A 21803-nucleotide genomic window follows, 5' to 3' on the forward strand; every position below is an offset into this window, starting at 1 on the left:
CGTGATGGCCCCATGAAAGCTCTGAGAAGGTTCACCGTCCGCGCCCATCTGCCCGATCGCATGGAGGCTCTCGAACGGCTTTCGATCAACCTGCGGTGGTCATGGGACAAGCCGACCCAGGACTTGTTCGCGACGATCGACCCAGAGCTCTGGCAGCAGGTCGGATGCGATCCGGTCGCGTTGCTGGGACAGGTCAGCCCCAAACGGCTCGATGAGCTCGCCGCCGACGAATCGTTTGTCCGTCGGCTCGGTGAACTGGTCGCCGAGCTGGACGATTACCTATCGCGGCCGCTTTGGTACCAGCAGCAACTCGAGCACGGTGCACAGCTGCCCAACGGCATCGCGTACTTCTCGATGGAGTTCGGCGTCGCCGAGGTGTTGCCCAACTACTCCGGTGGTCTGGGCATTCTGGCGGGCGACCATCTGAAATCCGCCTCCGACCTCGGTCTGCCACTGATCGCGGTCGGACTGCTCTACCGGTCGGGTTACTTCCGGCAGTCGCTGACCGCCGATGGCTGGCAGCACGAGAGTTACCCGTCGCTGGATCCGCAGGGGCTGCCGCTGCGCCTGCTCACCGCTGCCGATGACAACCCAGTGCTGGTCGAACTCGCGATGCCCGAGGGCAACGAACTGCGGGCCCGCGTCTGGATCGCCCAGGTCGGCCGAATTCCGTTGTTGCTGTTGGATTCTGACATTCCGGAGAACGACCACGATCTGCGCGGCGTGACCGACCGGCTCTACGGCGGTGACCAGGAGCACCGGATAAAGCAGGAGATCCTCGCCGGCATCGGCGGTGTCCGCGCGATCCGGGCCTTCATCGAGGTCGAGGGGCTGGCTTCGCCCGAGGTGTTCCACATGAACGAGGGGCACGCCGGGTTCCTTGGTGTCGAGCGCATCCGTGAGCTGATCGACGCCGGCCTGGATTTCGACACCGCCCTGACCGTGGTGCGCTCGTCGACGGTGTTCACTACCCACACGCCCGTTCCCGCTGGAATCGACCGCTTTCCGGTGGAGATGGTCAAGAGGTACTTCGGCAGCCCGCCCGGCGACCCGTCGGGGGCCGACTCGCGGTTGCTGCCCGGAGTCTCGCTGGACCGCATCATCTGGTTCGGGGCCGAGGATGACCCGTCGAAGTTCAACATGGCGCACATGGGTCTGAGACTGGCCCAGCGGGCCAACGGCGTCTCCCTGCTGCACGGCAAGGTCAGCCGCGGCATGTTCAACGAGTTGTGGCCCGGCTTCGACCCGGGCGAGGTGCCGATCGGCTCGATCACCAACGGCGTGCACGCCCCCACCTGGGCGGCCCCCGAATGGCTTGAGTTGGGCCGCGAACTCATCGGCAACGACGACCTCGGCATGCTGCGCGAGCCCGAGGTGTGGGGCCGGCTGCACGAGGTCGATCCAGGTCACATGTGGTGGATCCGCTCCCAGCTGCGTGCGAAGCTGGTCTCCGACGTTCGCGCCCGGTTGCGACGGTCTTGGCTGGAGCGCGGTGCGTCGGAGGCCGAATTACGTTGGATCGCGACGGCTTTCGATCCGGATGTGTTGACCATCGGGTTCGCTCGTCGCGTCCCGACATACAAGCGGTTGACGTTGATGCTGCGCGATCCGGAACGGCTGGAGAAGCTGTTGCTCGACAAGGATCGACCGCTGCAGTTGATCGTCGCAGGCAAGTCGCATCCGGCCGACGACGGCGGAAAAGCGTTGATACAGCAGGTGGTGAAGTTCGCCGACAGGCCAGAGGTCCGACACCGGATCGCGTTCCTGCCCGACTACGACATGTCGATGGCGCGCCAACTGTATTGGGGCTGTGACGTGTGGCTGAACAATCCGCTGCGGCCGCTGGAAGCGTGCGGTACCTCGGGCATGAAGAGCGCACTCAACGGCGGACTGAACCTGTCGATCCGCGATGGTTGGTGGGATGAGTGGTATGACGGCGAAAACGGTTGGGAGATTCCGACTGCCGACGGGCTGGCCGACGAAGGGCGGCGCGACGATCTCGAGGCGGCGGCTCTGTACGACCTGATGGAGAAGTCCGTCGCCCCGAAGTTCTACGACCGCAACGAACAGGGCGTACCCGAACGATGGGTGGAGATGGTGCGCCACACGTTGATCGCGCTCGGGCCGAAGGTGCTGGCGTCGCGGATGGTGCGTGACTACACCGAGAAGTACTACGCGCCAGCCGCCCAGTCGCTGCGCAAGACCGTCGAGGCCGGAGCTGACGGTGAACCGTTCGGTGCGGCAAGGGAATTGGCGGACTACCGGGAACGTGCCGCTGAGGCGTGGCCGAAGATCCAGATCACCGACGTCGACAGCTACGGCCTACCGGACACTCCGGTGCTCGGTTCCGAACTGACGCTGACCGCGACGGTCGACCTGGCGGATCTGACACCAGATGAGGTGTCCGTGCAGGCGGTACTGGGTCGCGTCGACGCCGGGGACACGCTGGTGGGACCGGTGACCGTGCCTATGCAGCACACCGGTACCGCCGACGGCGGCAACGAGATCTTCACCACGACAACACCGCTGCCGGTCGCGGGGCCAGTGGGTTACACCGTGCGTGTGTTGCCTCACCACCCGCTGTTGGCCGGCGACAACGAACTAGGGCTCGTCACGCTCGCGTGACTGCTCTCACGGTCGCGATCGACGGCGGGCCGTATGCGTTGGCTGCCGGTCCGGACGGCGCGATGTGGGTGACGCTGGTTCACAGCGGCGCGATCGCACGCGTGTCGTCGGGCGGCGACGTCGAGGTTTTTCCTGTCGCGCCCGCCAGCCGGCCGTCGATCATCACCTCGGGACCGGACGGTGCGTTGTGGTTCACCCGCAACGGCGACGACCGCATCGGGCGCATCAGCACTGCGGGGGAGCTGTCCGAGTTCGAGCTGGGTGACGGCAGCGCACCCTACGGGATCACCGTCGGACCCGACCGCGGGCTGTGGTTCACGACGATGGCGGCGGGCGAGGTCCGCCGAATCTCGGTCGACGGCGAGCTTTCCGACCCGCGTCCCGTCGGAGGCGCGCCGTCCATGATCGTCACCGGGCCCGACAACGCGCTGTGGTTCACGCTCAACCATCGCAACGCTGTCGGTCGGCTGTCGCTGTCGGGTGACCTGGCCGTGCGCGAATTACCCACTGATGCAGCCGGTCCGGTTGGTATCGCCGCGACGCACGACGACGCGATCTGGTTCACCGAAATCCTCGCCGAGCGGCTCGGCCGGATCCCGATGGACGAGGCGATTCAGGAGATCGACCTGCCGGGTAAACCGCACGCCGTGGTCGCTGACCCGGCCGACGGGGTGTGGGTGAGCCTGTGGGGGTCGAGTCAGCTGGCCCGCGTGAGCGGTGATGGAGAGATCGTCACGATCGACCTCCCACCGGGCAGCGAGCCACACGGCCTGGCGATCGGTCCCGAAGGCGGGCTGTGGGTGGCGATGGAAGCCGGCCTCGTGTTGCGGATGCCCTGTTAGAGCCAGTTATTTAAAGTATCTCGCCAACACCTGCTCGGCGCGTATCGCGCTCGGGTTAGGGTCCGGGGACAGAGCGGCAATTGCTGTCGCCCTGGGAAGGGGCTCTGCTGTGACGGTTGGGGATGTGCTGCGGCGCGGCACCACGGTGTTAGCCATCAGTGGACTGCTGAGCAGCGCGTCAATCGGAATTGCCGCCGCCCAGCCACAGCCGGAGCCTCAGCCCGTCGCGGTCGATGCGGCGGCCCCGGCGGTAGGCGTGCCGCCACCCCCGCCCGTCGACGAAGGACGCGTCGAGTCGACCCCGCCCGCGGTGACCGAAGCGCCCGACGGCTGGCAGCTCACGCTCTCAGCCAAGGACGAGACACAGGCCCCCATCCCGCCGCTCACCACCGCGCTGTCGTCGCGGGAGTACGTCGTCGGCGGAACGTTCAGCGGCTCGCTGAGGGGCCCAGACGACGGTGCGGAGAACGGGGGCACCCTCGAGGTGGGCTATGAGATCGGCTGCGGCATCGACATGAGCACCTCTAACGGCGTCTCGCTGACCGGCACGCTGGGCCTCAACCCATCCATCGGCCTCATTGGCATCGACGTCATCTCGCCGGGTATCGACGGTGTTCTGCCCGGGTTGGGCGGAAACATCGGCGGCGGCATCACCGTGGGACTCAAGCCCGGCCTGATCAACATCATCCCGGTGACGAAGAAGGAGTACACGGGCGCCGACCCATGGGTGATGGTCAGCAAGTTCCGCGTCAAGATCGACGGTTGCGTCGGTGAGTCGTTCATTCGCTCGTATGCGTTCCTCACCAGGTCGACTGAACAGTCTGAAGCGGTGCTGGCCTGGTACGGCGTGACGAAGAAGATCTAGTCGAACCGCGTGAAGCAGCGCTCCTGATCGCCGAGCACGCCAACGCGGAATGCATCGATCCGTGAGAAGCCCGACGGCACCGATTCGCCGTTGACATCGCTGGCAGCCAATCCGTTGGTGAGCATCCCCGACACCGCCTCGTCCACATCACCGGCGGTCAGGGTGATGGTGTTTCCGTCGGGTGTGCTGCTGTCCTTCGACAGTTTGGCGGTCGCGACACCGGTCAAACATGCGGTGCGCAACGCGGCCTCTGCGTTGTCCAGCGCTACGCCACCATGCTCAAGCTGGATCGCCTGCATGTACCGCGACATCAGGACCGAATACGCGGAGTTGTCACCCCTTGCGTGGGTGACTTCCTCTTCGACCTCGCCCGGAGTACCCATCTCCGCGAGCGCGGGCAGATCGACGGCGATCGTGTTGGTCGCCGGGCAGAACGACACCGGTGGGCTCGGTCGCGCGTCGGGACAGTCGGCGGCTTCGAAATTCAGCTGCGGTGGGTTCCTGGGGCTGAATAAGTTGTCCATTGCTCCGATGACGTCCCGCACGGACTTTTCGGTGATCGCCAGCTCACCCGTCTGATCCTCGGGGAGTAACACGGGCAGGTCGCCACGGCGCTGTTCGATCTCCTGCATGTCGATCGACGCGCAGGCCTGCACGCCGTCGGTGAATCCGAATTGAAATGCCGAAACGCGTTCGAAGGCCGAACCGTGTTCGTCGTAGCCAACATTGGGGTCGTCCTCGCTCAACACAGGATCGCGAGACGCGATGACCGCGGCCAGCACATTGTTCAGGCCGTCACCGGTGGACACTGTGAAACGCGCCGAATTGCCCTCGGCCACCCATCGCAGGTAGGCCCCCTCGAAGCAGTCCGCCTGTTGTTCGCTCACCAGGACCGGGGTGTCGTCATCGACCAAACCGGCTTGGTCTTGAACGGCATGGCCGTATTCGTGTCCGAGCACGTCTAGCACGCTGACGTCGCCGAACTCCTTTGCGAGTGCAGGTAGGAATTCGCCACGGTCCCACCCGATGTTCTTGTCGGGGAAGCAATAGCCGGCGTTGACGATTCCGAATGTGCTGTCACCGCAGAATTCAGTGTCGTCGAAACCATTGGCGTCCCAGGAGATCAGTTCCCTTACGGGTCGAAACTCACCACCGAAGGATTCGTTGTATGCGCCTTCCCAGTATTCCTCGATGTCGCTGATCGCCTGGCGGGCCAGTTGATCGATAGCGCCGTCGTCGGTGCCCTCGACGTCGCGTGTGGGCTCTGGAGCGCTTGACCGCAGGCCGCTCGGGCCATCGGTGGCGGGCATACCCGCGACGCTGAACGGGTCGTCGAAGACCGACACGGCGCTGCCCTGCAGAGTCGTGCTGCACGACGTGACGAGCAGCGCCGAGGACACCGCGATCACGGCGACCGCCAACTGTCGAGGCATCGACGCCGCCTTTCGGGGGTCTGCCGGCGGCCCGGGCGGCCCGCACGGGGAATTAGCCGACACGATAGTGAAAGGCATCAGCCCGCGCGTAGGCGTTCGAGTGCCTCGCGGACCCTGACCGAGTCGGTGGTCGCCCAGAACGGGGGCAGCGACGCCCGCAGAAACCCGCTGTACCGCGCGGTCGCCATCCGCGAGTCCAGTACCGCGACGACACCCCGATCGTCGATGCGCCGCAGGAGTCGACCGGCGCCCTGAGCCAGCAGCAGCGCCGCGTGGCTGGCGGCGACGGCCATGAATCCGTTGCCACCGCGGGAAGCGATCGCCCGCTGGCGTGCCGTCAGCAGCGGATCGTCGGGCCGGGGGAACGGAATGCGGTCGATGAGCACCAGCGACAGTGACGGTCCGGGAACATCGACGCCCTGCCAGAGCGACAGGGTCCCGAACAGCGACGTCTCCGCGTCCTCGGCGAAGCGCGTCACCAGCGCCGACGTGGTGTCGTCACCTTGACACAGGACGGGGGTTTCGAGACGGTCGCGCATGATCTCAGCGGCGGCCTTCGCGGCGCGCATCGACGAGAACAGGCCGAGTGTGCGGCCGCCCGCGGCGGTGATGAGCCCGCCGATCTCGTCGAGCTGTTCGGCCGATCCGGTGCCGTCGCGCCCCGGTGGCGGGAGATGGGCGGCGACGTAGAGGATGCCCGACTTCTCGTGCTGGAACGGTGATCCGACGTCGATGCCGCGCCACCGGACCTTGTCGTCGTCACCGGCCAGCCCCCACGCCGACGCCATGGCATCGAACCTGCCGCCGATGGTCAGAGTGGCCGAGGTGAGGACGGCCGTCGTCTGCTCGAACAGTCGGGCTCGCAACAGGCCTGACACCGACAGCGGGGCGACGCGCAGGACCACTCGCGTATTGCCGCGGTTCTCCTCTCGATCGAGCCACACGACGTCGGTGCGGTCCGGAATAGCCGGCACGAAGGAGTCCAGGATGCGCGACGCGGTGTCTCCCATATCGGTCAGCGCGGTGACCGCCTCGGCGCGCGCGGAGGCGGCTTTCGGGTCGCTCGGGCTGGTGTCGATCGCCGATCGAACCCGATGGGCGGCGTCGCGCAGCGCGGTCAGGTAGGTCGCCATTTCGTCGTCGAGCGTGTCGATACGTCCGGGCGTGGCGTCGTGGATGACCGACGACAGCGTGGCGGTGGCGGCCTCCAACCGTTGCGCCAGTTCCTGATCGACCAGCCTAGAAGAACGTCGATGCGCGACCGCCATCGACGTCGCCGAGAGTTCACCGGTGGCCACGCCGGTGACGCGGTCGACGAGTTCGTGTGCTTCGTCGACCACGAGCAGCTGGTGTTCAGGGAGCACGGCCGCATCCGATACGGCGTCAATGGCCAACAGGGCGTGGTTGGTGACGACGACATCGGCATGGCCGGCCTTGTCGCGGGCTTTCTCGGCAAAACAGTCGGTGCCGAACGGGCAGCGGGAGACCCCGATGCATTCGCGCGCCGAGACGCTGACCTGTGACCACGACCGGTCGGGCACTCCCGGGGTCAGTTCGTCGCGATCGCCTGTCTCGGTATCCGAGGACCACGCGACCAGCCGCTGCACATCGCGGCCGAGGGCTGACGCCGCAACCGGCTCGAACAGCTCGTCCTGTGGCTGTTCATCTGGCTCGGTCATCGATCCGTTGTGAATCTTGTTGAGACACAGATAGTTTCCCCGGCCCTTCAGCAATGCGAACTCGGGGCTACGCGGCAGCGCGCCGGTCAACGATTCGGCAAGCCGTGGCAGATCCCGATCGACCAGCTGGCGCTGCAGCGCGATGGTCGCTGTCGATATGACGACCGGCTCGTCGGTGGCGACCGCGCGCGCGATCGCGGGAACCAGGTACGCGAGGGATTTCCCGGTACCCGTGCCGGCCTGGACGGCGAGGTGTTCGCCGCTTTCGAAGGCATGTGCCACCGCCTCGGCCATCTCGATCTGGCCGGGGCGTTCTGCACCGCCGAGTGCGGCGACCGCCGTTGCCAGCAGTTCGGTGACGTTTCCGGTCTCGCCCGTGACTACTCCTGGTGACTCGGGGGAGAGATTATGCGGGTGGGGATGGCCGGTTCGCCGCGGGAGAGTTTCAGGCCGGTCCAGGGCAAGCTCAGCAGACCCTCCTTGACGCGTTCGCGCGCGGCCGCGAGATCGAATTCGGCCGTCGGTTCGCCGTTGCGCATGATGTCGACCGTGAGGTCGCGTCCCGACTCGCCCTGGGGTCGACGACCGTAGGGGTACACGACCTCCTCGAGGATCGTTCCGGTGTCCTTGCATGTCCGCATCGCTTGCTTGCGGCCGCCGTGAGATTCCTTGTGGCTGCTCCGTTTCTCCACCGGCAGACCGTCCACCTCGACCAGCTTGTAGACCATGCCGGCGGTCGGCGCGCCCGACCCGGTCACCACCGATGTGCCGACACCGTAGATGTCGACGGGCTCGACGCGCAGTGCGGCGATGGCGTACTCATCCAGGTCGCCGGACACCACGATGCGGGTGTTGCGTGCGCCGATGCCGTCGAGCTGTGCCCGCACCTGCCGGGCGAGCACCCCGAGATCGCCCGAGTCGATGCGGACCGCGCCGAGGTCCTGGCCCGCCACCTCGACGGCATTGGCCACGCCCTGCGTGATGTCGTAGGTGTCGACGAGCAGCGTGGTGCCCACCCCGAGGGCTTCGACCTGGGCCTTGAACGCCGCCCTCTCGTCCGGGCCGTTGCGATCGGTGTGCAGCAGCGTGAACGCGTGCGCGCTCGTGCCCAGTGCAGGCACACCGTAGGTGCGCTGCGCCTCCAGGTTCGACGTGCCGGTGAAACCGGCGATGTAGGCGGCGCGAGCGGCGGCGACGGCGGCAAGTTCGTGGGTCCGCCGCGAACCCATCTCGATCATCGTTCGGCCGTCGGCGGCGCTGACCATGCGGGCTGCGGCCGAGGCGATCGCAGTGTCGTGGTTGAGGATCGACAATGCGAGGGTCTCCAGGACGACACACTCGCCGAACGCGCCGTGCACGCTCAATACCGGGGAACCCGGGAAGTAGAGCTCACCCTCGCAGTAGCCGTCGATGTCGCCGCGGAACCGGTAGTCGGCGAGGAACGCGAGCGTCTCGCGATCGCAGAAATCCGAAATCGCCGTCAACGCGGATTCGTCGAACGTGAACTGTGCCAACGCTTCCACGAATCGGGCCGTTCCGGCGACGACGCCGTAGCGACGCCCTTCGGGAAGCCTGCGGGCGAACACCTCGAACGTCGTCCGGCGGTGTGCGGTCCCGTCGCGCAGGGCGGCGGCGAGCATCGTCAACTCGTACTTGTCGGTGAGTAACGCCGTAGAACCCGGGACCACACCGCAACCGTATCGGCTGAGCGGCCGCTGGCCTCGACTTGATCTCCTCGAGCACGCGTGTTGCGGCCCCCCGCGGGGCGATCAGCACGATCCGGCGAACGTGTGACCCGACTGTCTCGCTATCCTTGTCCACATGGTTACGCCGGCGAAGGCCCGACCGGGAACTCGCGAGGAACGGGACGTCGCCACTCTGGATGCGACGGATAGCCCGTGGGTGACCCTGGTCTGGGACGACCCGGTCAATCTGATGACTTACGTGACGTACGTCTTCCAGAAGCTCTTCGGCTACAGCGAGCCGCACGCGACCAAACTCATGATGCAGGTGCACACCGAGGGTAAGGCCGTGGTGTCGGCGGGCAGCCGGGAGTCGATGGAGGTCGACGTGTCCAAGCTGCATGCCGCAGGTTTGTGGGCGACCCTGCAGCAGGACCGCTGATCCGACTGTGCGCAAATGGAAACGGGTCGACACCGCCGACGGCCCGCGCTTCCGGTCGGCCCTGGCCGCTCACGAGGTATCGCTGCTGCAGAACCTCGCGACGTCGATGGTCGGAATGCTCAACGACCGCGAATCATCTTCTCCCGCTGATGAACTCCAGGAGATAACCGGGATGCGCACCGGCCACTCGTCGCCTCCGCAGGATGAGACGATGAAGCGGCTGCTGCCGGACTTCTTCCGCCCGCAAACCGACCATCCGGCGGGTTCCGGCCCCGCCGAGAGCCTCAACAGTGCGCTGCGCAGCCTGCACGAGCCGGAGATCATCGAAGCTAAACGTGAAGCGGCACAACGATTGTTGGACACGGTGCCGCAGCACGGCGGCAAATTCGAACTCAGCGAAGATGACGCGCACGCCTGGGCGGCAGCCGTCAACGACATGCGGCTCGCACTTGGCACCATGCTCGGCGTCGCGCAGGATGGCCCTGCCGAACTGCCGCCTGAACATCCGATGGCGGGACATCTCGACGTGTATCAGTGGCTGACGGTGCTGCAGGAGTATCTGGTGCTCGGAATCATGGGCAGGTCGTGACCATGGGTGCGATCACGGATGTCGCCGGAATCCGCGTCGGCCATCACCACCGGATCGATTCCGACGCGGAGCTCGGTTCGGGGTGGGCCACCGGAACAACCGTCGTTCTGACACCACCGGGGACCATCGGCGCCGTCGACTGCCGCGGTGGTGCACCCGGCACCCGCGAGACCGACCTGCTCGACCCCATCAACTCGGTGCGTCACGTCGATGCCGTCGTGCTCAGTGGTGGCAGCGCGTTCGGCTTGGCCGCGGCGCACGGGGTGATGGAGTGGCTGGAGGGGCAGGATCGCGGGGTGGCGATCGAGGGCGGCGTCGTACCCATCGTTCCGTCCGCAGTGATTTTTGATCTTCCGGTCGGCGGCTGGAAGTGCCGACCGGACGCCGAGTTCGGTCGCGCCGCCGCCGAGAGCGCGGGCACCGACGTGGCCATCGGCACCGTCGGCGCCGGCGTAGGGGCACGCGTCGGGGTGCTCAAAGGTGGTGTCGGCACCGCGTCGGTGACGCTCGAGTCCGGCGCGACGGTAGGAGCGATCGTGGTCGTCAACGCCGCCGGTGACGCCGTGGACCCCGCGACCGGGCTGCCGTGGCTCGCCGACCAGATCGAGGAGTTCGGTCTGGTGTCCCCGCCGGCCGATCAGATCGCGGCATACGCCGACCGCCACACCGAGCTCAGCCCGCTCAACACCACCATCGCCGTGGTCGCGACCGATGCGGTCCTCAGCAAGGCTGGGTGCCGCCGGATGGCCGTCGCCGCCCAGGACGGCCTGGCTCGCACCATCCGGCCGTGTCACACCCCGCTCGATGGAGATACGGTGTTTGCGCTGGCCACCGGAGCCATCGAGGTACCGCCCGATCCGGCGACACCCGCGTCGATGTCGCCGGAGGTGCCCCTGATCACCGCGCTCGGGGCGGCCGCGGCGGACTGCCTGGCCCGCGCGGTGCTGGTCGGCGTGCTGGCAGCCGAGTCGGTCGCCGGAATACCGACGTACCGGGACATGTTGCCCGGAGCGTTCGAATGAACGGACCCGGGTGCCGGTCGGCCGCGGCTAGCAGGGAGGAGTGAACGTGCTGGTGATCCGAGCGGATCTGGTCGACGCCATGGTCGCCCACGCCCGCGCTGACCACCCCGACGAGGCCTGCGGAGTGATCGCGGGACCGGAGGGCTCCGATCGCCCGGAGCGGTTCATCGCGATGACCAACGCCGAGCGTTCGCCGACCTTCTACCGGTTCGACTCCGGCGAGCAGCTCAAGGTGTGGCGAGAGATGGACGACGCAGACGAGGCGCCGGTCATCATCTATCACTCGCATACCGCCACCGAGGCGTACCCGAGCCGCACCGATATCTCCTACGCGTCCGAACCGGACGCCCACTACGTCCTGGTGTCGACGCGCGACCCCGACGAGCACGAGTTGCGCAGCTACCGCATCCTCGACGGCGTCGTCACCGAGGAACCCGTCAAGATCGTCGAGCAGTACTAGAACTCTGAAAGGAGTGACCGGCCCATGTCTGTCACCGTGTCGATCCCGACCATCCTGCGCACCCACACCGGCGGCGAGAAGCGCGTCGCCGCGGACGGCGCCACCCTGAGCGCGGTGATCAGCGATCTCGAAGCGAACTACTCGGGCATCTCCGATCGCCTGATGGACAGTGCCAATCCCGGCAAGCTGAACCGGTTCGTCAACATCTACGTCAACGACGAGGACGTGCGGTTCTCCGGAGGGCTGGACACCGCGATCTCCGACGGCGACTCGGTGACGATCCTGCCCGCCGTCGCAGGTGGCTGAGTGACCCGACACGACTCCCTGATCCAGGCGCTGGGCAATACGCCGCTGGTGGGCCTGCAGCGGTTGTCGCCCCGCTGGAGTGACGAGGACGGCGCTCCGCACGTGCGGTTGTGGGCGAAGCTCGAGGACCGCAACCCGACCGGCTCCATCAAGGACCGGCCCGCGCTACGGATGATCGAGGATGCCGAGCGGCGGGGTGAATTACAGCCCGGCGCAACGATTCTCGAGCCGACCAGTGGCAACACCGGCATATCGCTCGCAATGGCGGCGCTGCTCAAGGGCTACCAGATGATCTGCGTGATGCCCGAGAACACGTCGATAGAACGACGGCAACTGCTGGAGCTCTACGGAGCGCGGATCATCTACTCCCCGGCCGAGGGCGGGTCGAACACTGCCGTCGCTCACGCGAAAGAGCTTGCGCTGCAGAATCCTTCGTGGACCATGCTGTATCAGTACGGCAACGAGTCCAACTCCCTTGCGCATTACGAGGGCACCGGCCCCGAATTGTTGGCCGACCTTCCGGAGATCACGCACTTCGTGGCGGGCCTCGGGACCACCGGCACATTGATGGGCACCGGACGATTTCTGCGCGAGCAGAAGCCCGATGTGCAGATCGTGGCCGCCGAGCCGCGCTACGGCGAGGGTGTGTACGCCCTGCGCAACATCGACGAGGGGTTCATCCCCGAGCTGTACGACGCCGAGGTGCTGACCACCCGGTTCTCCGTCGGTTCCTACGACGCGGTCAAGCGCACGCGCGAGCTCGTCCAGGTGGAAGGCATCTTCGCCGGCATCTCCACCGGTGCCGTGCTGCACGCCGCGCTCGGCATGGCGACCAAGGCGCTCAAAGCGGGGGAACAGGCCGACATCGCGTTCGTCGTCGCCGACGCCGGGTGGAAGTATCTGTCGACCGGCGCGTACGCCGGTAGCCTGGATGACGCGGAGGTCGCGTTGGAAGGGCAGTTATGGGCTTGACAGGTTCGGGATACCCGGGGACGCCGGCGGAGCCGAAGAAGCGGCCCGCCTGGATCGTCGGCGGTGTGACCATCATCAGCTTCGTCGTGCTGCTGTGGGTCATCGAGTTGTGGGACTCGTTGACCAGTCATCGCCTGGACAGCAACGGCATTCGGCCATTGGAGAGCGACGGGCTATGGGGGATCATCTGGGCGCCGCTGCTGCACTCGGACTGGAATCACCTGATCGCCAACACCGTTCCGGCGCTCATCCTCGGCTTCCTGATGACGCTCGCGGGGTTGTCGCGGTTCATCTTCGCTACGGCCATCGTCTGGATTCTCGGCGGCCTCGGCACGTGGCTGCTCGGCAACATCGGTGCGCACTGCCCATACGTCGGCGTGCGCTGCGAGACCAACCACATTGGCGCCTCGGGGCTCATTTTCGGCTGGCTGGCCTTCCTGATCGTATTCGGATTCTTCACGCGCAAGATGTGGGAGATCGTCGTCGGCGTCGTGGTCCTGTTGGTCTACGGCAGCGTGCTGTTCGGGGTCCTGCCGGGCACCCCCGGCGTTTCGTGGCAGGGCCACCTGTGCGGTGCGATCGCCGGCGTCGTCGCGGCGTACCTGCTGTCCGGGCCTGAACGCAAGGCGCGTGAACGTCGCAAGGTCACCGCGAAGAACCCGTACAACCTGACGCCGTGAATTCTGCAACCGCGCCCGTCGGGATCTTCGACTCCGGTGTCGGCGGGTTGACGGTCGCCCGCGCGATCATCGACCAGCTACCGGACGAAGACATCATCTACGTCGGGGACACCGCCAACGGTCCCTACGGTCCGCTCACCATTCCAGAGATCCGCGGGCATGCGCTGGCGATCGGCGACGATCTGGTGTCCCGCGGTGTCAAAGCGCTTGTGATCGCGTGCAATACGGCGTCGTCGGCATGCCTGCGCGACGCCAGGGAGCGCTACGCGCCGGTGCCCGTGGTCGAGGTGATCCTGCCCGCGGTCCGTCGTGCCGTGGCCGCTACCCGCAACGGCCGCATCGGCGTCATCGGGACGGAGGCGACCATCGCGTCGGGCGCCTACCACGACGCGTTCGCGGCGGCGCGCGACACCGAGGTGATCGGGGTGGCGTGCCCCCGATTCGTCGACTTCGTCGAGCGGGGAGTGACAAGTGGACGCCAGGTGCTCGGCCTTGCGGAGGCGTATCTCGAGCCCCTCCAGCGCGCTGAGGTGGACACGCTGGTGCTGGGGTGCACGCACTACCCGATGCTGTCGGGTCTGATCCAACTCGCGATGGGCGACCACGTGACACTGGTGTCCAGCGCCGAAGAGACCGCCAAGGACTTGCTGCGCGTACTCAGCCAATCAGATTTGCTGCATCCGCATTCGGGCGAGGCGGGGCCCGCGGTTCGACGTCGTTTCGAGGCTACCGGCGATCCTGAGGCGTTCACCACACTCGCGGGTCGGTTCCTCGGGCCGACAATCGACGGTGTTCGCCCTGTTCAGCACACTGTCAAAGTCCAAAAATGAATTCGGTCACGCAAACCAGCGATGTTTTCGTCTTGCGGATGGTGGGCATGGCAAGCTAGTGAGTGTGCGAATCACCGTACTCGGTTGCTCCGGCAGTGTTGTCGGGCCTGATTCGCCAGCGTCCGGCTACCTGGTCACCGCTCCGGACACCCCACCGCTAGTCCTCGATTTCGGTGGCGGCGTGCTCGGTGCGCTGCAGCGGTACGCCGATCCCAACTCCGTGTACGTGCTCCTCTCGCATCTGCACGCAAACCATTGTCTTGACCTGCCGGGCCTGTTCGTATGGCGGCGCTATCACCCGTCGCCGGCGCAGGAGCGCGGCGTGATGTACGGGCCGGCCAATACGTGGGCTCGGCTGGGCGCCGCGTCGTCGCCCGAGGGCGGAGAGATCGACGACTTCTCGGACATCTTCGACATCCGGCACTGGGTGGACAACCGGGCGGTAGACCTCGGGACGCTGAACGTCGTGCCTCGCCTCGTCTGCCATCCCACCGAGTCTTACGGCTTCCGGATCACCGACCCGGCGGGTGCCACGTTGGTGTACAGCGGTGACACCGGCTACTGCGATGCGCTGATCGACCTCGCCCGGGGAGCCGACGTGTTTCTGTGCGAGGCGTCGTGGACGCATTCCCCGGAGCGGCCGCCGAGGCTGCACCTGTCGGGAACAGAAGCCGGCCGGGCCGCAGCCAATGCGGGCGTCGGCGAACTGCTGCTGACGCACATCCCGCCCTGGACGTCCCGTGAGGATGTCATCAGCGAGGCCAAGGCCGAGTTCGACGGTCCGGTGCACGCCGTGGTGTGCGGGGAGTCATTCGAGATCGCCAAGTCCTAGCTTCAGACCCGCGTTGCCGGCTTGGCCGGGGCGTCGGGCCCACCCGATAGGGTTGCCCCGTGTCCAGACGAGAAGATGGTCGGCTTGACGACGAGCTGCGACCGGTCCGCATCACCCGCGGCTTCACCACTCACCCCGCCGGTTCGGTACTCGTGGAGTTCGGCCAAACCCGGGTCATGTGCACGGCGAGCGTCACCGAAGGTGTGCCGCGCTGGCGTAAGGGTTCGGGACAGGGCTGGCTGACCGCCGAGTACGCGATGCTGCCCGCCGCCACCCACGACCGTTCCGACCGTGAGTCGGTCAAGGGCCGCGTCGGTGGCCGTACGCAGGAGATCAGCCGGCTCGTCGGGCGGTCGCTGCGTGCGTGCATCGACCTCGGTGCGCTCGGTGAAAACACCATCGCTATCGACTGCGATGTGCTGCAGGCCGACGGAGGCACCCGCACCGCGGCCATCACCGGGGCGTACGTCGCGCTGGCCGATGCGGTGACGTACCTGGGTGCGGGCGGCAAGCTGTCGGATCCGCGGCCGTTGTCGTGTGCGATCGCGGCGGTCAGTGTCGGAGTGGTCGACGGCCGCGTCCGCGTCGACCTGCCCTACACGGAGGACTCGCGCGCCGAGGTGGACATGAACGTCGTCGCCACCGACACCGGAACGCTCGTGGAGATCCAGGGCACTGGCGAGGGCGCGACGTTCCCGCGCTCGACGCTGGACAAGATGCTGGACGCCGCGATGGCCGCCTGTGAGCAGATCTTCGACATCCAGCGCGAGGCATTGGAACTGCCTTATCCGGGTGAGCTGCCGGAGTCCGGCGAGCCGGCGAAGAAAGCGTTCGGCAGCTGACCGGACTCGAGAACGAGTAAGCACCCCCGGCTCATGCGAGCCGAGGGTGCTTCTCCGCGTCGATTACTTCGAGTTGCTGGCGGCCTTCTGGCGCGATTCCTGTGCCTTGGCCTTGGTGCGAGCGGCCTCGGCTTCGGCCTCTGCACGCGCTGCATCGAGCTGGTGCGAGGCCTTCTCGACCTGGGCGCGACCCTCTTCCTGAAGCTCGCTTCGGCTCAAAATCAGTCCTATGACCTGCTTGGTGAATCCGATCGCGCCCGAAACGATGCCGCGCACGGCCTCAATGGGTCCGCTGTTGTTCTCAGCCACTTGGTTCCCCTTCGCTTGTTCACGACCGACCGTGTTGTCCGTGCCGTGATGAGTTAGCGGTACCCCCACTGCTAGCTGTTGCAAGCAGACTGTTAGCGGACTCACAAAAGCGGGCGTCTACGGTGGTCTGGTGTTCGGGATCAAGCCGTGACGGATCTACTCGTCGCCACCCGCAACCGCAAGAAGTTGGCGGAGCTGCACCGCGTGCTCGAGGGGGCGGGTCTCTCGGAACTGACGCTGTTGTCGCTCGATGACGTCGCGCCGTTCGACGAGGCGCCGGAGACCGGCGCGACGTTCGAGGAGAACGCGTTGGCGAAGGCGCGTGACGCGTTTCGGGCTACCGGGATCGCGTCGGTCGCCGATGATTCGGGTCTCGAGGTGGCGGCGTTGAATGGAATGCCCGGCGTGTTGTCGGCGCGGTGGTCCGGCCGTCACGGCGACGATGCCGCCAACACCGCCCTGATGTTGGGGCAATTGGCAGATGTGCCGGACTCGCGCCGGGGCGCGGCGTTCGTGTCGGCGTGCGCGTTGGTGTCCGGCGTGGGTGAAGTTGTCGTGCGTGGTGAATGGCCCGGCGCCATCGTGCGAGAACCACGCGGTGACGGCGGATTCGGGTACGACCCGGTGTTCCTGCCGTCGGGATCCACGCGCACGGCAGCGGAGCTCAGCCCCGCCGAGAAGGATGCCGCGTCGCACCGCGGCCGGGCCCTGGCGCTACTGGTGCCCGCGCTGCGGGAGTTGGCCGGCTAGCAGCACGCAAATTTTGTATAGCCAGCCTAATCGGTAGCATCCCGGTGATGCGCCGCCTCACTACGCCGGACGTCGGGCGCACTCGTCATCCCGCCGTAGTGGTCGCTGTGCTGGCGACAACCGGTACCTGCATGTCGTTGATGCAGACACTGGTCATCCCGCTGATTCCCGAGCTGCCGAAGCTGCTCAACACCAGCGCGTCCAATGCATCGTGGGTGATCACGGCGACGCTGCTCGTCGCGGCCGTGGCGACACCGGTGGTCGGCAGGCTCGGCGACATGTACGGCCCCAAACGCCTGCTGATCGCCTGCGCCATCCTGATGACCCTCGGTTCCCTGATCGCGGCGTCGACCAGCGCGTGGGTGCCGGTGGTCATCGGCCGCGCGCTGCAGGGCTTCGGTGTGCCGATCGTCCCGCTCGGAATCAGTGTGCTGCGGACGTGCGTACCCGCCCACCGCGTCGGCACCGCAATGGGATTGATGAGCGCATCGCTCGGCGTGGGTGCGGCACTCGGATTGCCATTGGCGGCGATCATCGCCGATCACTTCGACTGGCACGCGGTGTTCTGGTTCGCGGCGATCTTGGGTGCGATGTCCGGAGTTCTGTTCGCGGTGCTGGTGCCGCGAATTCCGGCGGCGGCGTCGTCCGACCGGCTCGATCCGCTCGGCGCGCTCGGCCTTGCGGCCGGTCTGGTGACGCTGTTGCTCGGAATATCGAAGGGCGGCAACTGGGGCTGGGGTAGCGCGACCACGCTGGGGATGTTCGCCGCATCGATCGTCATCTTCGCGATGTTCGGGTGGTGGCAGCTGCGCATCGACTCGCCGATGGTCGACCTGCGGACCACGGTCAAGCGGCCGGTGCTGATGACGAATGTCGCTTCCGTGGCGGTCGGTTTCGCGATGTTCGCGCTCGCGTTGATCGGCCCGCAGGTCCTCGAGGTGCCCGTCACCACCGGTTACGGGCTGGGGCTCTCGATGGTTGAAGCGGGGCTGTGGCTGGCGCCGGGCGGCCTGGCCATGATGGTGGCCTCGCCGGTCGCGTCCAGGATCGCCGCCGCCCGAGGGCCGAGGTTCACGCTGGTGCTCGGCTGCGCGATCATCGCGGCCTCGTACTTGGCGGGTTTCGTGTTGCTCGGTGGTGCATGGCAGCTGTGCCTGTTCAACGTGCTGGTCAGTGTCGGCGTGGGGTTCGCCTACTCGTCGCTGCCCGCGCTCATCAACGCCGCGGTACCGATGTCGGAGACGGCCGCAGCGAACGGCATCAATGCGCTGGCGCGAGCGCTGGGAACGTCGATCTCGAGCGCCGTGGTCGGTGCGGTCCTGACCGGATTGACGATTTCCATTGCGGGTCAGGAGTTTCCGTCGTTGACGGCGTTTCGGATCAGTCTGCTGATCGCAGCAGGAATGGCGATACTCGCGGGCGTCCTCGCAGCGTTGATCCCAGTGACCGATGCCGATCAGGACCGCGTGCCTGCAGAAGTGGGCGCATCGACGAGGTAGCCATCGATGAAGTCGTGCAGTGCGGGCGCCAGCGTGTCGACGCCGGAGTCGTTGAGCTTGGCGAGCAGGATGATTCCCTGGTACTGCGCCAGCAGTGCGTGCGCGAGCCGGTCGGGGTCGGTGCCGTCGCGCAGTACGCCCGCATCGGACGCGTCGTGGCACGCTCTGGCGAGGTGGCGCTCCATCGCGCCCAGCACGCCGGCGAGATGCGTTCTCAGATCGTCGTCGGTGGTCGATAGTTCGGCGGCGAAGTTCCCGAACGGGCAGCCGACCGCCCGCCCGAACTGAGCTTGCAGCGCGGCCTGGATCGTGCCGATCGCGTCGGGGATCGCATGTAGTTTCTGCGCCGGCGTCGCGGCGGGTGAGCCGGACAACCGTCGTGCGAAGACCTCGGCATGCAGGTCGATCACCGCCTTCGCCAGCTCCGATTTCGACGAGAAGTAGTGGTAGAAGCTGCCCTTGCGGACGTCGGCGGCCTGGCACAGTTCGTCGACGCCGACGGCCTGGTAGCTGCGTTCGAGAAACAGCCGTGCGGCCGTCGCGACTATCCGCTCGCGCGCGTCCGACGTACGTGCCATGCGCTGATTCTACATAGTTGACCGGTCGGTCAACTCGGGTCTACGTTGTCTGCATGACTGAGGTCTTCCGGACGCCGGACGAACGCTTTGAGAATCTGCCGGGCTACGACTTCGCGCCCAACTACGTCGATGTCGACGGCCTTCGCATGCACTACCTCGACGAGGGGCCGCGCGGCGGCAGGCCGATCGTGTGCTTTCACGGAGAGCCGAGCTGGGCGTACCTCTATCGCAAGATGGTCGGTCCTCTCGTGGAGGCCGGCCACCGCGTGGTCGTGCCGGACTACGCGGGTTTCGGACGTTCGGACAAGCCCACCGATCGCGGTTGGTACACCTACGACCGCCACACGGAGCTGACGTCGCGCGTGCTGGCGGGTCTGGATCTGAGTGACGCCATCGTGGTGGTGCAGGACTGGGGCGGCGCGATCGGACTGCGTTGGGCCGTGGAGAACGCCGATCGTGTTGGTGCGCTGGCGATCTTCAACACCGGGCTGTTCACCGGGCGGGTCTCGAAGGGGTTCATGGCGTGGCGAGACTTTGCCGAGAAGAACCCGGATCTGCCGGTCGGCTTCGTGATCCAGGGCGCTACGGCCACAGAGCTTCCCGAGGATGTCGTCGCTGCTTACGATGCGCCGTTCCCGACGGTTGAGTCGAAGGCCGGTGCGGCGCAGTTCCCGCTACTGGTGCCGCTTACCGAAGACGCACCGGGAGCACTGGTCATGAGTGCGGTGGCCGATGAGCTGTCGCGGTGGCAGAAGCCGGCGTTGGTCGCGTTCTCCGATCAGGATCCGATCTTCCCGTACCCGAAAGCGGGGCAAGCGTTTTGCGATCTGATTCCCGGCGCGACTGAGCAGGTGAGGATCGAGGGCGCGTCACACTTCCTGCAGGAGGATCGTGGTGAGCGACTGGCCGAAGAGGTGCTCAAGCACCTGACCTGACGGTTACAGACCGTGCTTCTGCTTGATCTCTCTGGTTTGAATCTGCTCGACGATGATGCCGACCAGTGGAATGGTGCCCGCCAGCAGGATGCCGATGGTCTTGGCGATCGGCCAGCGCACCTTCACCGCAAGGTTGGCGGTGAAGAGCAGGTATACGAAGTACACCCACCCGTGGACGACCGCGATCCAGTTCAGGCCCTCCACGCCGAAGCCGTACTTCATCACCATCTCGTAGCAGAGCGCGATGAGCCAGATGCCGGTGATCCACGCGGTGACGCGGTAGCCCATCAGCGCCTTGCGGATGCTTTCAACGGGGGTGCCGGTGGTCTCCGTCATGTCGTCGGTCGTTCCTTGTCTTCCTTGGCGAGGTCGGCGAGGTATGCGTTGTACTCGCTCAACACGGGGTCGTCGTCGGGTCGGGTCGCCGCGGTAGGTCGTTCGGGCAGCAGGCCCGCGGGTATCTCGGTGATCTCATCGTGCCGCTTCGGCTCCGGCGGCGCTTCCTCGTAGCGCACGAACTTGTAGTACGCGTAGACGACGAAGCCGGCGAACAGCGGCCACTGCAGGGCGTAGCCGAGGTTGACGAAGGTGCCCGACGCGGACTCGAAGCGGGTCCACTGCCACCAGGCCAGGGCCAGGCAGCCGGCGGCGCCGAGCACCGCCAACGCGACGAGCGCCGGCCTGCTACGCCGCGTAGTGGACACCTTCCAACGGTACCGCGCGCGTCTTCGGGCCGATGAACTCGTCCAATCGGGCGGTATCGGCCTTTCGGTAGATCGACACGATGTGCTTGGTCGACCGCGTCCAGTGAATACCGAGCTTGTCGAGTGCGGCGGTGAACAACCCGAGGATGTCTTCGGATCGGTTCGAGAAGTGGTAGCGCACGCTGGCGACGCCGCGGTCATTCGCGACGACCCGGCAGCCGTCGCTGTGGATCAGTCCGAGGACGAATTCTTCGGTGGCTTGGTCGACGAGCGCTTGTTGCCACGGTTCGAGGGCTATGCGTCGCTTGTGCTTGACTCCGGGGCCGTGTTGGGGGAGTAGGCACGGCCAGTGCTTCGAGAAGAGGGAAACGTCAACGCAGCCGACGCGTTTCACAATCCCCGCCCGTTGGCCCGGCATGAGAATCTCGATGGCCTGGCAGCAGCGCTCGATGATTGCGGGGTACTTCTGGTCGAGCGTGATGCGTATACGCCACACGCGAGTTGCTCGCGAGATCGAGCCGTCACCCAAATACATCGCCAGGACGTAGCAGTACGCGGCAACCGGAAGCGCGGAGAAGTCGTGGTCGACGCCGCAACCAGGTCCGCTTTTGAGCCTGCGCCAGACCTGTGGTCTGCATCGCCAATCCCGCACAGTTGTGCGCGGGATGCCGAGCTGGCGCGCGATTGCGCAGTCGTTGACGCCGTCTGCGATGAGGCGCTGCGCAGCGTGGAACTCTTCGGCAGATCGCACGACCTGCCACTTTCGTCGGACTTGCTACCAAGCTAGGCCTGACGTCCGACAAGTCCGCTGCGGCGGATTGGATACGATCGGCACATCGCGGGCGTGATGAAATTGGCAAACATGATGGCTTTAGGTGCCATTGCTCGGAAGAGCTTGGGGGTTCGAGTCCCCCCGCCCGCACTCTT

At 66.4% G+C, this 21803-nt stretch carries 24 protein-coding genes and 1 tRNA gene; 17 read left to right on the forward strand and 8 right to left on the reverse strand.

Annotated features, from left to right (window positions below; all coding sequences use genetic code 11):
- Positions 1–12 precede the first annotated feature (12 nt).
- The 3 genes from G6N36_RS27640 to G6N36_RS27650 all read left to right on the forward strand — a co-directional run bounded on the left by G6N36_RS27640 (position 13) and on the right by G6N36_RS27650 (position 4332).
- Complete coding sequence (locus G6N36_RS27640) at positions 13–2625, forward strand: glycosyltransferase family 1 protein (RefSeq protein ID WP_163689956.1); 2613 nt, start codon at positions 13–15, stop codon at positions 2623–2625.
- Positions 2622–3467, forward strand: coding sequence for a Vgb family protein (locus G6N36_RS27645; RefSeq protein WP_163689958.1), 846 nt, complete (start codon positions 2622–2624; stop codon positions 3465–3467). Before G6N36_RS27640 ends, G6N36_RS27645 begins: the two co-directional genes overlap by 4 nt.
- Positions 3468–3576: 109 nt before the next feature.
- On the forward strand, positions 3577–4332 hold the full coding sequence (locus G6N36_RS27650; RefSeq protein ID WP_235690196.1) for an MspA family porin: 756 nt from the start codon (positions 3577–3579) through the stop codon (positions 4330–4332).
- On the opposite strand, the gene G6N36_RS27655 is transcribed toward G6N36_RS27650, so the two are convergent.
- The 3 genes from G6N36_RS27655 to G6N36_RS27665 all read right to left on the reverse strand — a co-directional run bounded on the left by G6N36_RS27655 (position 4329) and on the right by G6N36_RS27665 (position 9084).
- Entirely contained in the window at positions 4329–5765 is a 1437-nt protein-coding gene (locus G6N36_RS27655) for a neutral zinc metallopeptidase (RefSeq protein WP_163689960.1), read from the reverse strand. The genes G6N36_RS27650 and G6N36_RS27655 overlap by 4 nt on opposite strands.
- 77 nt (positions 5766–5842) lie before the next feature.
- Positions 5843–7738, reverse strand: a complete 1896-nt coding sequence (locus tag G6N36_RS27660; RefSeq protein ID WP_276067876.1) for an ATP-dependent DNA helicase — start codon at positions 7736–7738, stop codon at positions 5843–5845.
- A gap of 86 nt (positions 7739–7824) precedes the next feature.
- The gene (locus tag G6N36_RS27665) at positions 7825–9084 is read right to left on the reverse strand and encodes a nicotinate phosphoribosyltransferase (RefSeq protein ID WP_235690331.1); all 1260 of its coding nucleotides are present in this window, start codon (positions 9082–9084) and stop codon (positions 7825–7827) included.
- Positions 9085–9265: 181 nt separating this feature from the next.
- On the opposite strand from G6N36_RS27665, the gene clpS reads away from it, so the two are divergent.
- Genes clpS through rph form a run of 10 tightly spaced genes read left to right on the forward strand, consistent with a single transcriptional unit; the run spans position 9266 to position 16101 of the window.
- Entirely contained in the window at positions 9266–9568 is a 303-nt protein-coding gene (gene clpS / locus G6N36_RS27670) for an ATP-dependent Clp protease adapter ClpS (protein ID WP_083125570.1), read from the forward strand.
- A 7-nt stretch (positions 9569–9575) separates the two neighbouring features.
- Complete coding sequence (gene aosR, locus G6N36_RS27675; protein ID WP_163689963.1) at positions 9576–10157, forward strand: oxidative stress transcriptional regulator AosR; 582 nt, start codon at positions 9576–9578, stop codon at positions 10155–10157.
- A 2-nt stretch (positions 10158–10159) separates the two neighbouring features.
- Positions 10160–11179 carry a P1 family peptidase gene (locus G6N36_RS27680; protein WP_163689965.1) on the forward strand — a complete coding sequence of 340 codons (1020 nt, stop codon included), beginning with the start codon at positions 10160–10162 and terminating at the stop codon, positions 11177–11179.
- Between the two features lie 46 nt (positions 11180–11225).
- Positions 11226–11639 (forward strand): M67 family metallopeptidase, encoded by a 414-nt coding sequence (locus G6N36_RS27685; RefSeq protein WP_163689967.1) that lies wholly within the window; start codon positions 11226–11228, stop codon positions 11637–11639.
- 24 nt (positions 11640–11663) lie between these two features.
- Positions 11664–11945: a MoaD/ThiS family protein gene (locus G6N36_RS27690; protein ID WP_163689969.1), complete on the forward strand. Its 282-nt coding sequence runs from the start codon at positions 11664–11666 to the stop codon at positions 11943–11945.
- Positions 11946–12917, forward strand: a complete 972-nt coding sequence (locus G6N36_RS27695) for a cysteine synthase (RefSeq protein ID WP_163689971.1) — start codon at positions 11946–11948, stop codon at positions 12915–12917.
- Complete coding sequence (locus tag G6N36_RS27700) at positions 12908–13597, forward strand: rhomboid family intramembrane serine protease (protein ID WP_163689973.1); 690 nt, start codon at positions 12908–12910, stop codon at positions 13595–13597. The genes G6N36_RS27695 and G6N36_RS27700 overlap by 10 nt, the downstream gene beginning before the upstream one ends.
- On the forward strand, positions 13594–14427 hold the full coding sequence (gene murI, locus G6N36_RS27705) for a glutamate racemase (RefSeq protein ID WP_163689975.1): 834 nt from the start codon (positions 13594–13596) through the stop codon (positions 14425–14427). The genes G6N36_RS27700 and murI overlap by 4 nt, the downstream gene beginning before the upstream one ends.
- A 58-nt stretch (positions 14428–14485) precedes the next feature.
- A complete protein-coding gene (locus G6N36_RS27710) occupies positions 14486–15259 on the forward strand; it encodes a cyclic nucleotide-degrading phosphodiesterase (RefSeq protein ID WP_163689977.1) in 774 nt (257 codons plus the stop codon).
- A gap of 59 nt (positions 15260–15318) precedes the next feature.
- A complete protein-coding gene (gene rph / locus G6N36_RS27715) occupies positions 15319–16101 on the forward strand; it encodes a ribonuclease PH (RefSeq protein WP_163689979.1) in 783 nt (260 codons plus the stop codon).
- Positions 16102–16164: 63 nt separating this feature from the next.
- On the opposite strand, the gene mbp1 is transcribed toward rph, so the two are convergent.
- A complete protein-coding gene (mbp1, locus tag G6N36_RS27720; RefSeq protein WP_163689981.1) occupies positions 16165–16410 on the reverse strand; it encodes a microaggregate-binding protein 1 in 246 nt (81 codons plus the stop codon).
- A 147-nt stretch (positions 16411–16557) separates the two neighbouring features.
- Here mbp1 and rdgB point away from each other — a divergent pair, with 147 nt between their 5' ends.
- Positions 16558–17160, forward strand: coding sequence for an RdgB/HAM1 family non-canonical purine NTP pyrophosphatase (gene rdgB / locus G6N36_RS27725; protein ID WP_163689983.1), 603 nt, complete (start codon positions 16558–16560; stop codon positions 17158–17160).
- A 47-nt stretch (positions 17161–17207) separates the two neighbouring features.
- On the forward strand, positions 17208–18659 hold the full coding sequence (locus G6N36_RS27730) for an MFS transporter (RefSeq protein WP_163689985.1): 1452 nt from the start codon (positions 17208–17210) through the stop codon (positions 18657–18659).
- Here the strand turns inward: G6N36_RS27730 and G6N36_RS27735 are convergent.
- Positions 18617–19237, reverse strand: coding sequence for a TetR/AcrR family transcriptional regulator (locus G6N36_RS27735; RefSeq protein ID WP_163689987.1), 621 nt, complete (start codon positions 19235–19237; stop codon positions 18617–18619). The genes G6N36_RS27730 and G6N36_RS27735 overlap by 43 nt on opposite strands.
- A 53-nt stretch (positions 19238–19290) precedes the next feature.
- On the opposite strand from G6N36_RS27735, the gene G6N36_RS27740 reads away from it, so the two are divergent.
- A complete protein-coding gene (locus tag G6N36_RS27740) occupies positions 19291–20172 on the forward strand; it encodes a haloalkane dehalogenase (RefSeq protein WP_163689989.1) in 882 nt (293 codons plus the stop codon).
- A 3-nt stretch (positions 20173–20175) separates the two neighbouring features.
- Here the strand turns inward: G6N36_RS27740 and G6N36_RS27745 are convergent, their stop codons facing one another.
- From G6N36_RS27745 to G6N36_RS27755, 3 genes are read right to left on the reverse strand one after another with little or no spacing between them, the layout of a single operon-like run.
- Positions 20176–20508 (reverse strand): DUF3817 domain-containing protein, encoded by a 333-nt coding sequence (locus tag G6N36_RS27745; RefSeq protein ID WP_083125583.1) that lies wholly within the window; start codon positions 20506–20508, stop codon positions 20176–20178.
- On the reverse strand, positions 20505–20876 hold the full coding sequence (locus tag G6N36_RS27750; RefSeq protein WP_163689991.1) for a hypothetical protein: 372 nt from the start codon (positions 20874–20876) through the stop codon (positions 20505–20507). Before G6N36_RS27750 ends, G6N36_RS27745 begins: the two co-directional genes overlap by 4 nt.
- Complete coding sequence (locus G6N36_RS27755) at positions 20857–21627, reverse strand: LAGLIDADG family homing endonuclease (RefSeq protein ID WP_163689993.1); 771 nt, start codon at positions 21625–21627, stop codon at positions 20857–20859. Before G6N36_RS27755 ends, G6N36_RS27750 begins: the two co-directional genes overlap by 20 nt.
- A gap of 87 nt (positions 21628–21714) precedes the next feature.
- On the opposite strand from G6N36_RS27755, the gene G6N36_RS27760 reads away from it, so the two are divergent.
- Positions 21715–21798, forward strand: a tRNA-Leu gene (locus G6N36_RS27760).
- The last annotated feature ends 5 nt before the right edge of the window (positions 21799–21803 follow it).

The sequence above is a fragment of the Mycolicibacterium gadium genome, assembly GCF_010728925.1.
Classification (GTDB): Bacteria; Actinomycetota; Actinomycetes; order Mycobacteriales; family Mycobacteriaceae; genus Mycobacterium; species Mycobacterium gadium.

What these genes read in the sequence shown, in the direction of transcription:
- G6N36_RS27735 (WP_163689987.1), bottom strand. Translation starts at nt 19,237, where the DNA reads ATGGCACGTACGTCGGACGCGCGCGAGCGGATAGTCGCGACGGCCGCA.
- G6N36_RS27740 (WP_163689989.1), top strand. Translation starts at nt 19,291, where the DNA reads ATGACTGAGGTCTTCCGGACGCCGGACGAACGCTTTGAGAATCTGCCG.
- G6N36_RS27680 (WP_163689965.1), top strand. Translation starts at nt 10,160, where the DNA reads ATGGGTGCGATCACGGATGTCGCCGGAATCCGCGTCGGCCATCACCAC.
- G6N36_RS27665 (WP_235690331.1), bottom strand. Translation starts at nt 9,084, where the DNA reads ATGCTCGCCGCCGCCCTGCGCGACGGGACCGCACACCGCCGGACGACG.
- G6N36_RS27655 (WP_163689960.1), bottom strand. Translation starts at nt 5,765, where the DNA reads ATGCCTCGACAGTTGGCGGTCGCCGTGATCGCGGTGTCCTCGGCGCTG.
- G6N36_RS27700 (WP_163689973.1), top strand. Translation starts at nt 12,908, where the DNA reads ATGGGCTTGACAGGTTCGGGATACCCGGGGACGCCGGCGGAGCCGAAG.
- G6N36_RS27640 (WP_163689956.1), top strand. Translation starts at nt 13, where the DNA reads ATGAAAGCTCTGAGAAGGTTCACCGTCCGCGCCCATCTGCCCGATCGC.
- G6N36_RS27730 (WP_163689985.1), top strand. Translation starts at nt 17,208, where the DNA reads ATGCGCCGCCTCACTACGCCGGACGTCGGGCGCACTCGTCATCCCGCC.
- clpS (WP_083125570.1), top strand. Translation starts at nt 9,266, where the DNA reads ATGGTTACGCCGGCGAAGGCCCGACCGGGAACTCGCGAGGAACGGGAC.
- G6N36_RS27690 (WP_163689969.1), top strand. Translation starts at nt 11,664, where the DNA reads ATGTCTGTCACCGTGTCGATCCCGACCATCCTGCGCACCCACACCGGC.
- G6N36_RS27660 (WP_276067876.1), bottom strand. Translation starts at nt 7,738, where the DNA reads ATGGCCGAGGCGGTGGCACATGCCTTCGAAAGCGGCGAACACCTCGCC.
- G6N36_RS27745 (WP_083125583.1), bottom strand. Translation starts at nt 20,508, where the DNA reads ATGACGGAGACCACCGGCACCCCCGTTGAAAGCATCCGCAAGGCGCTG.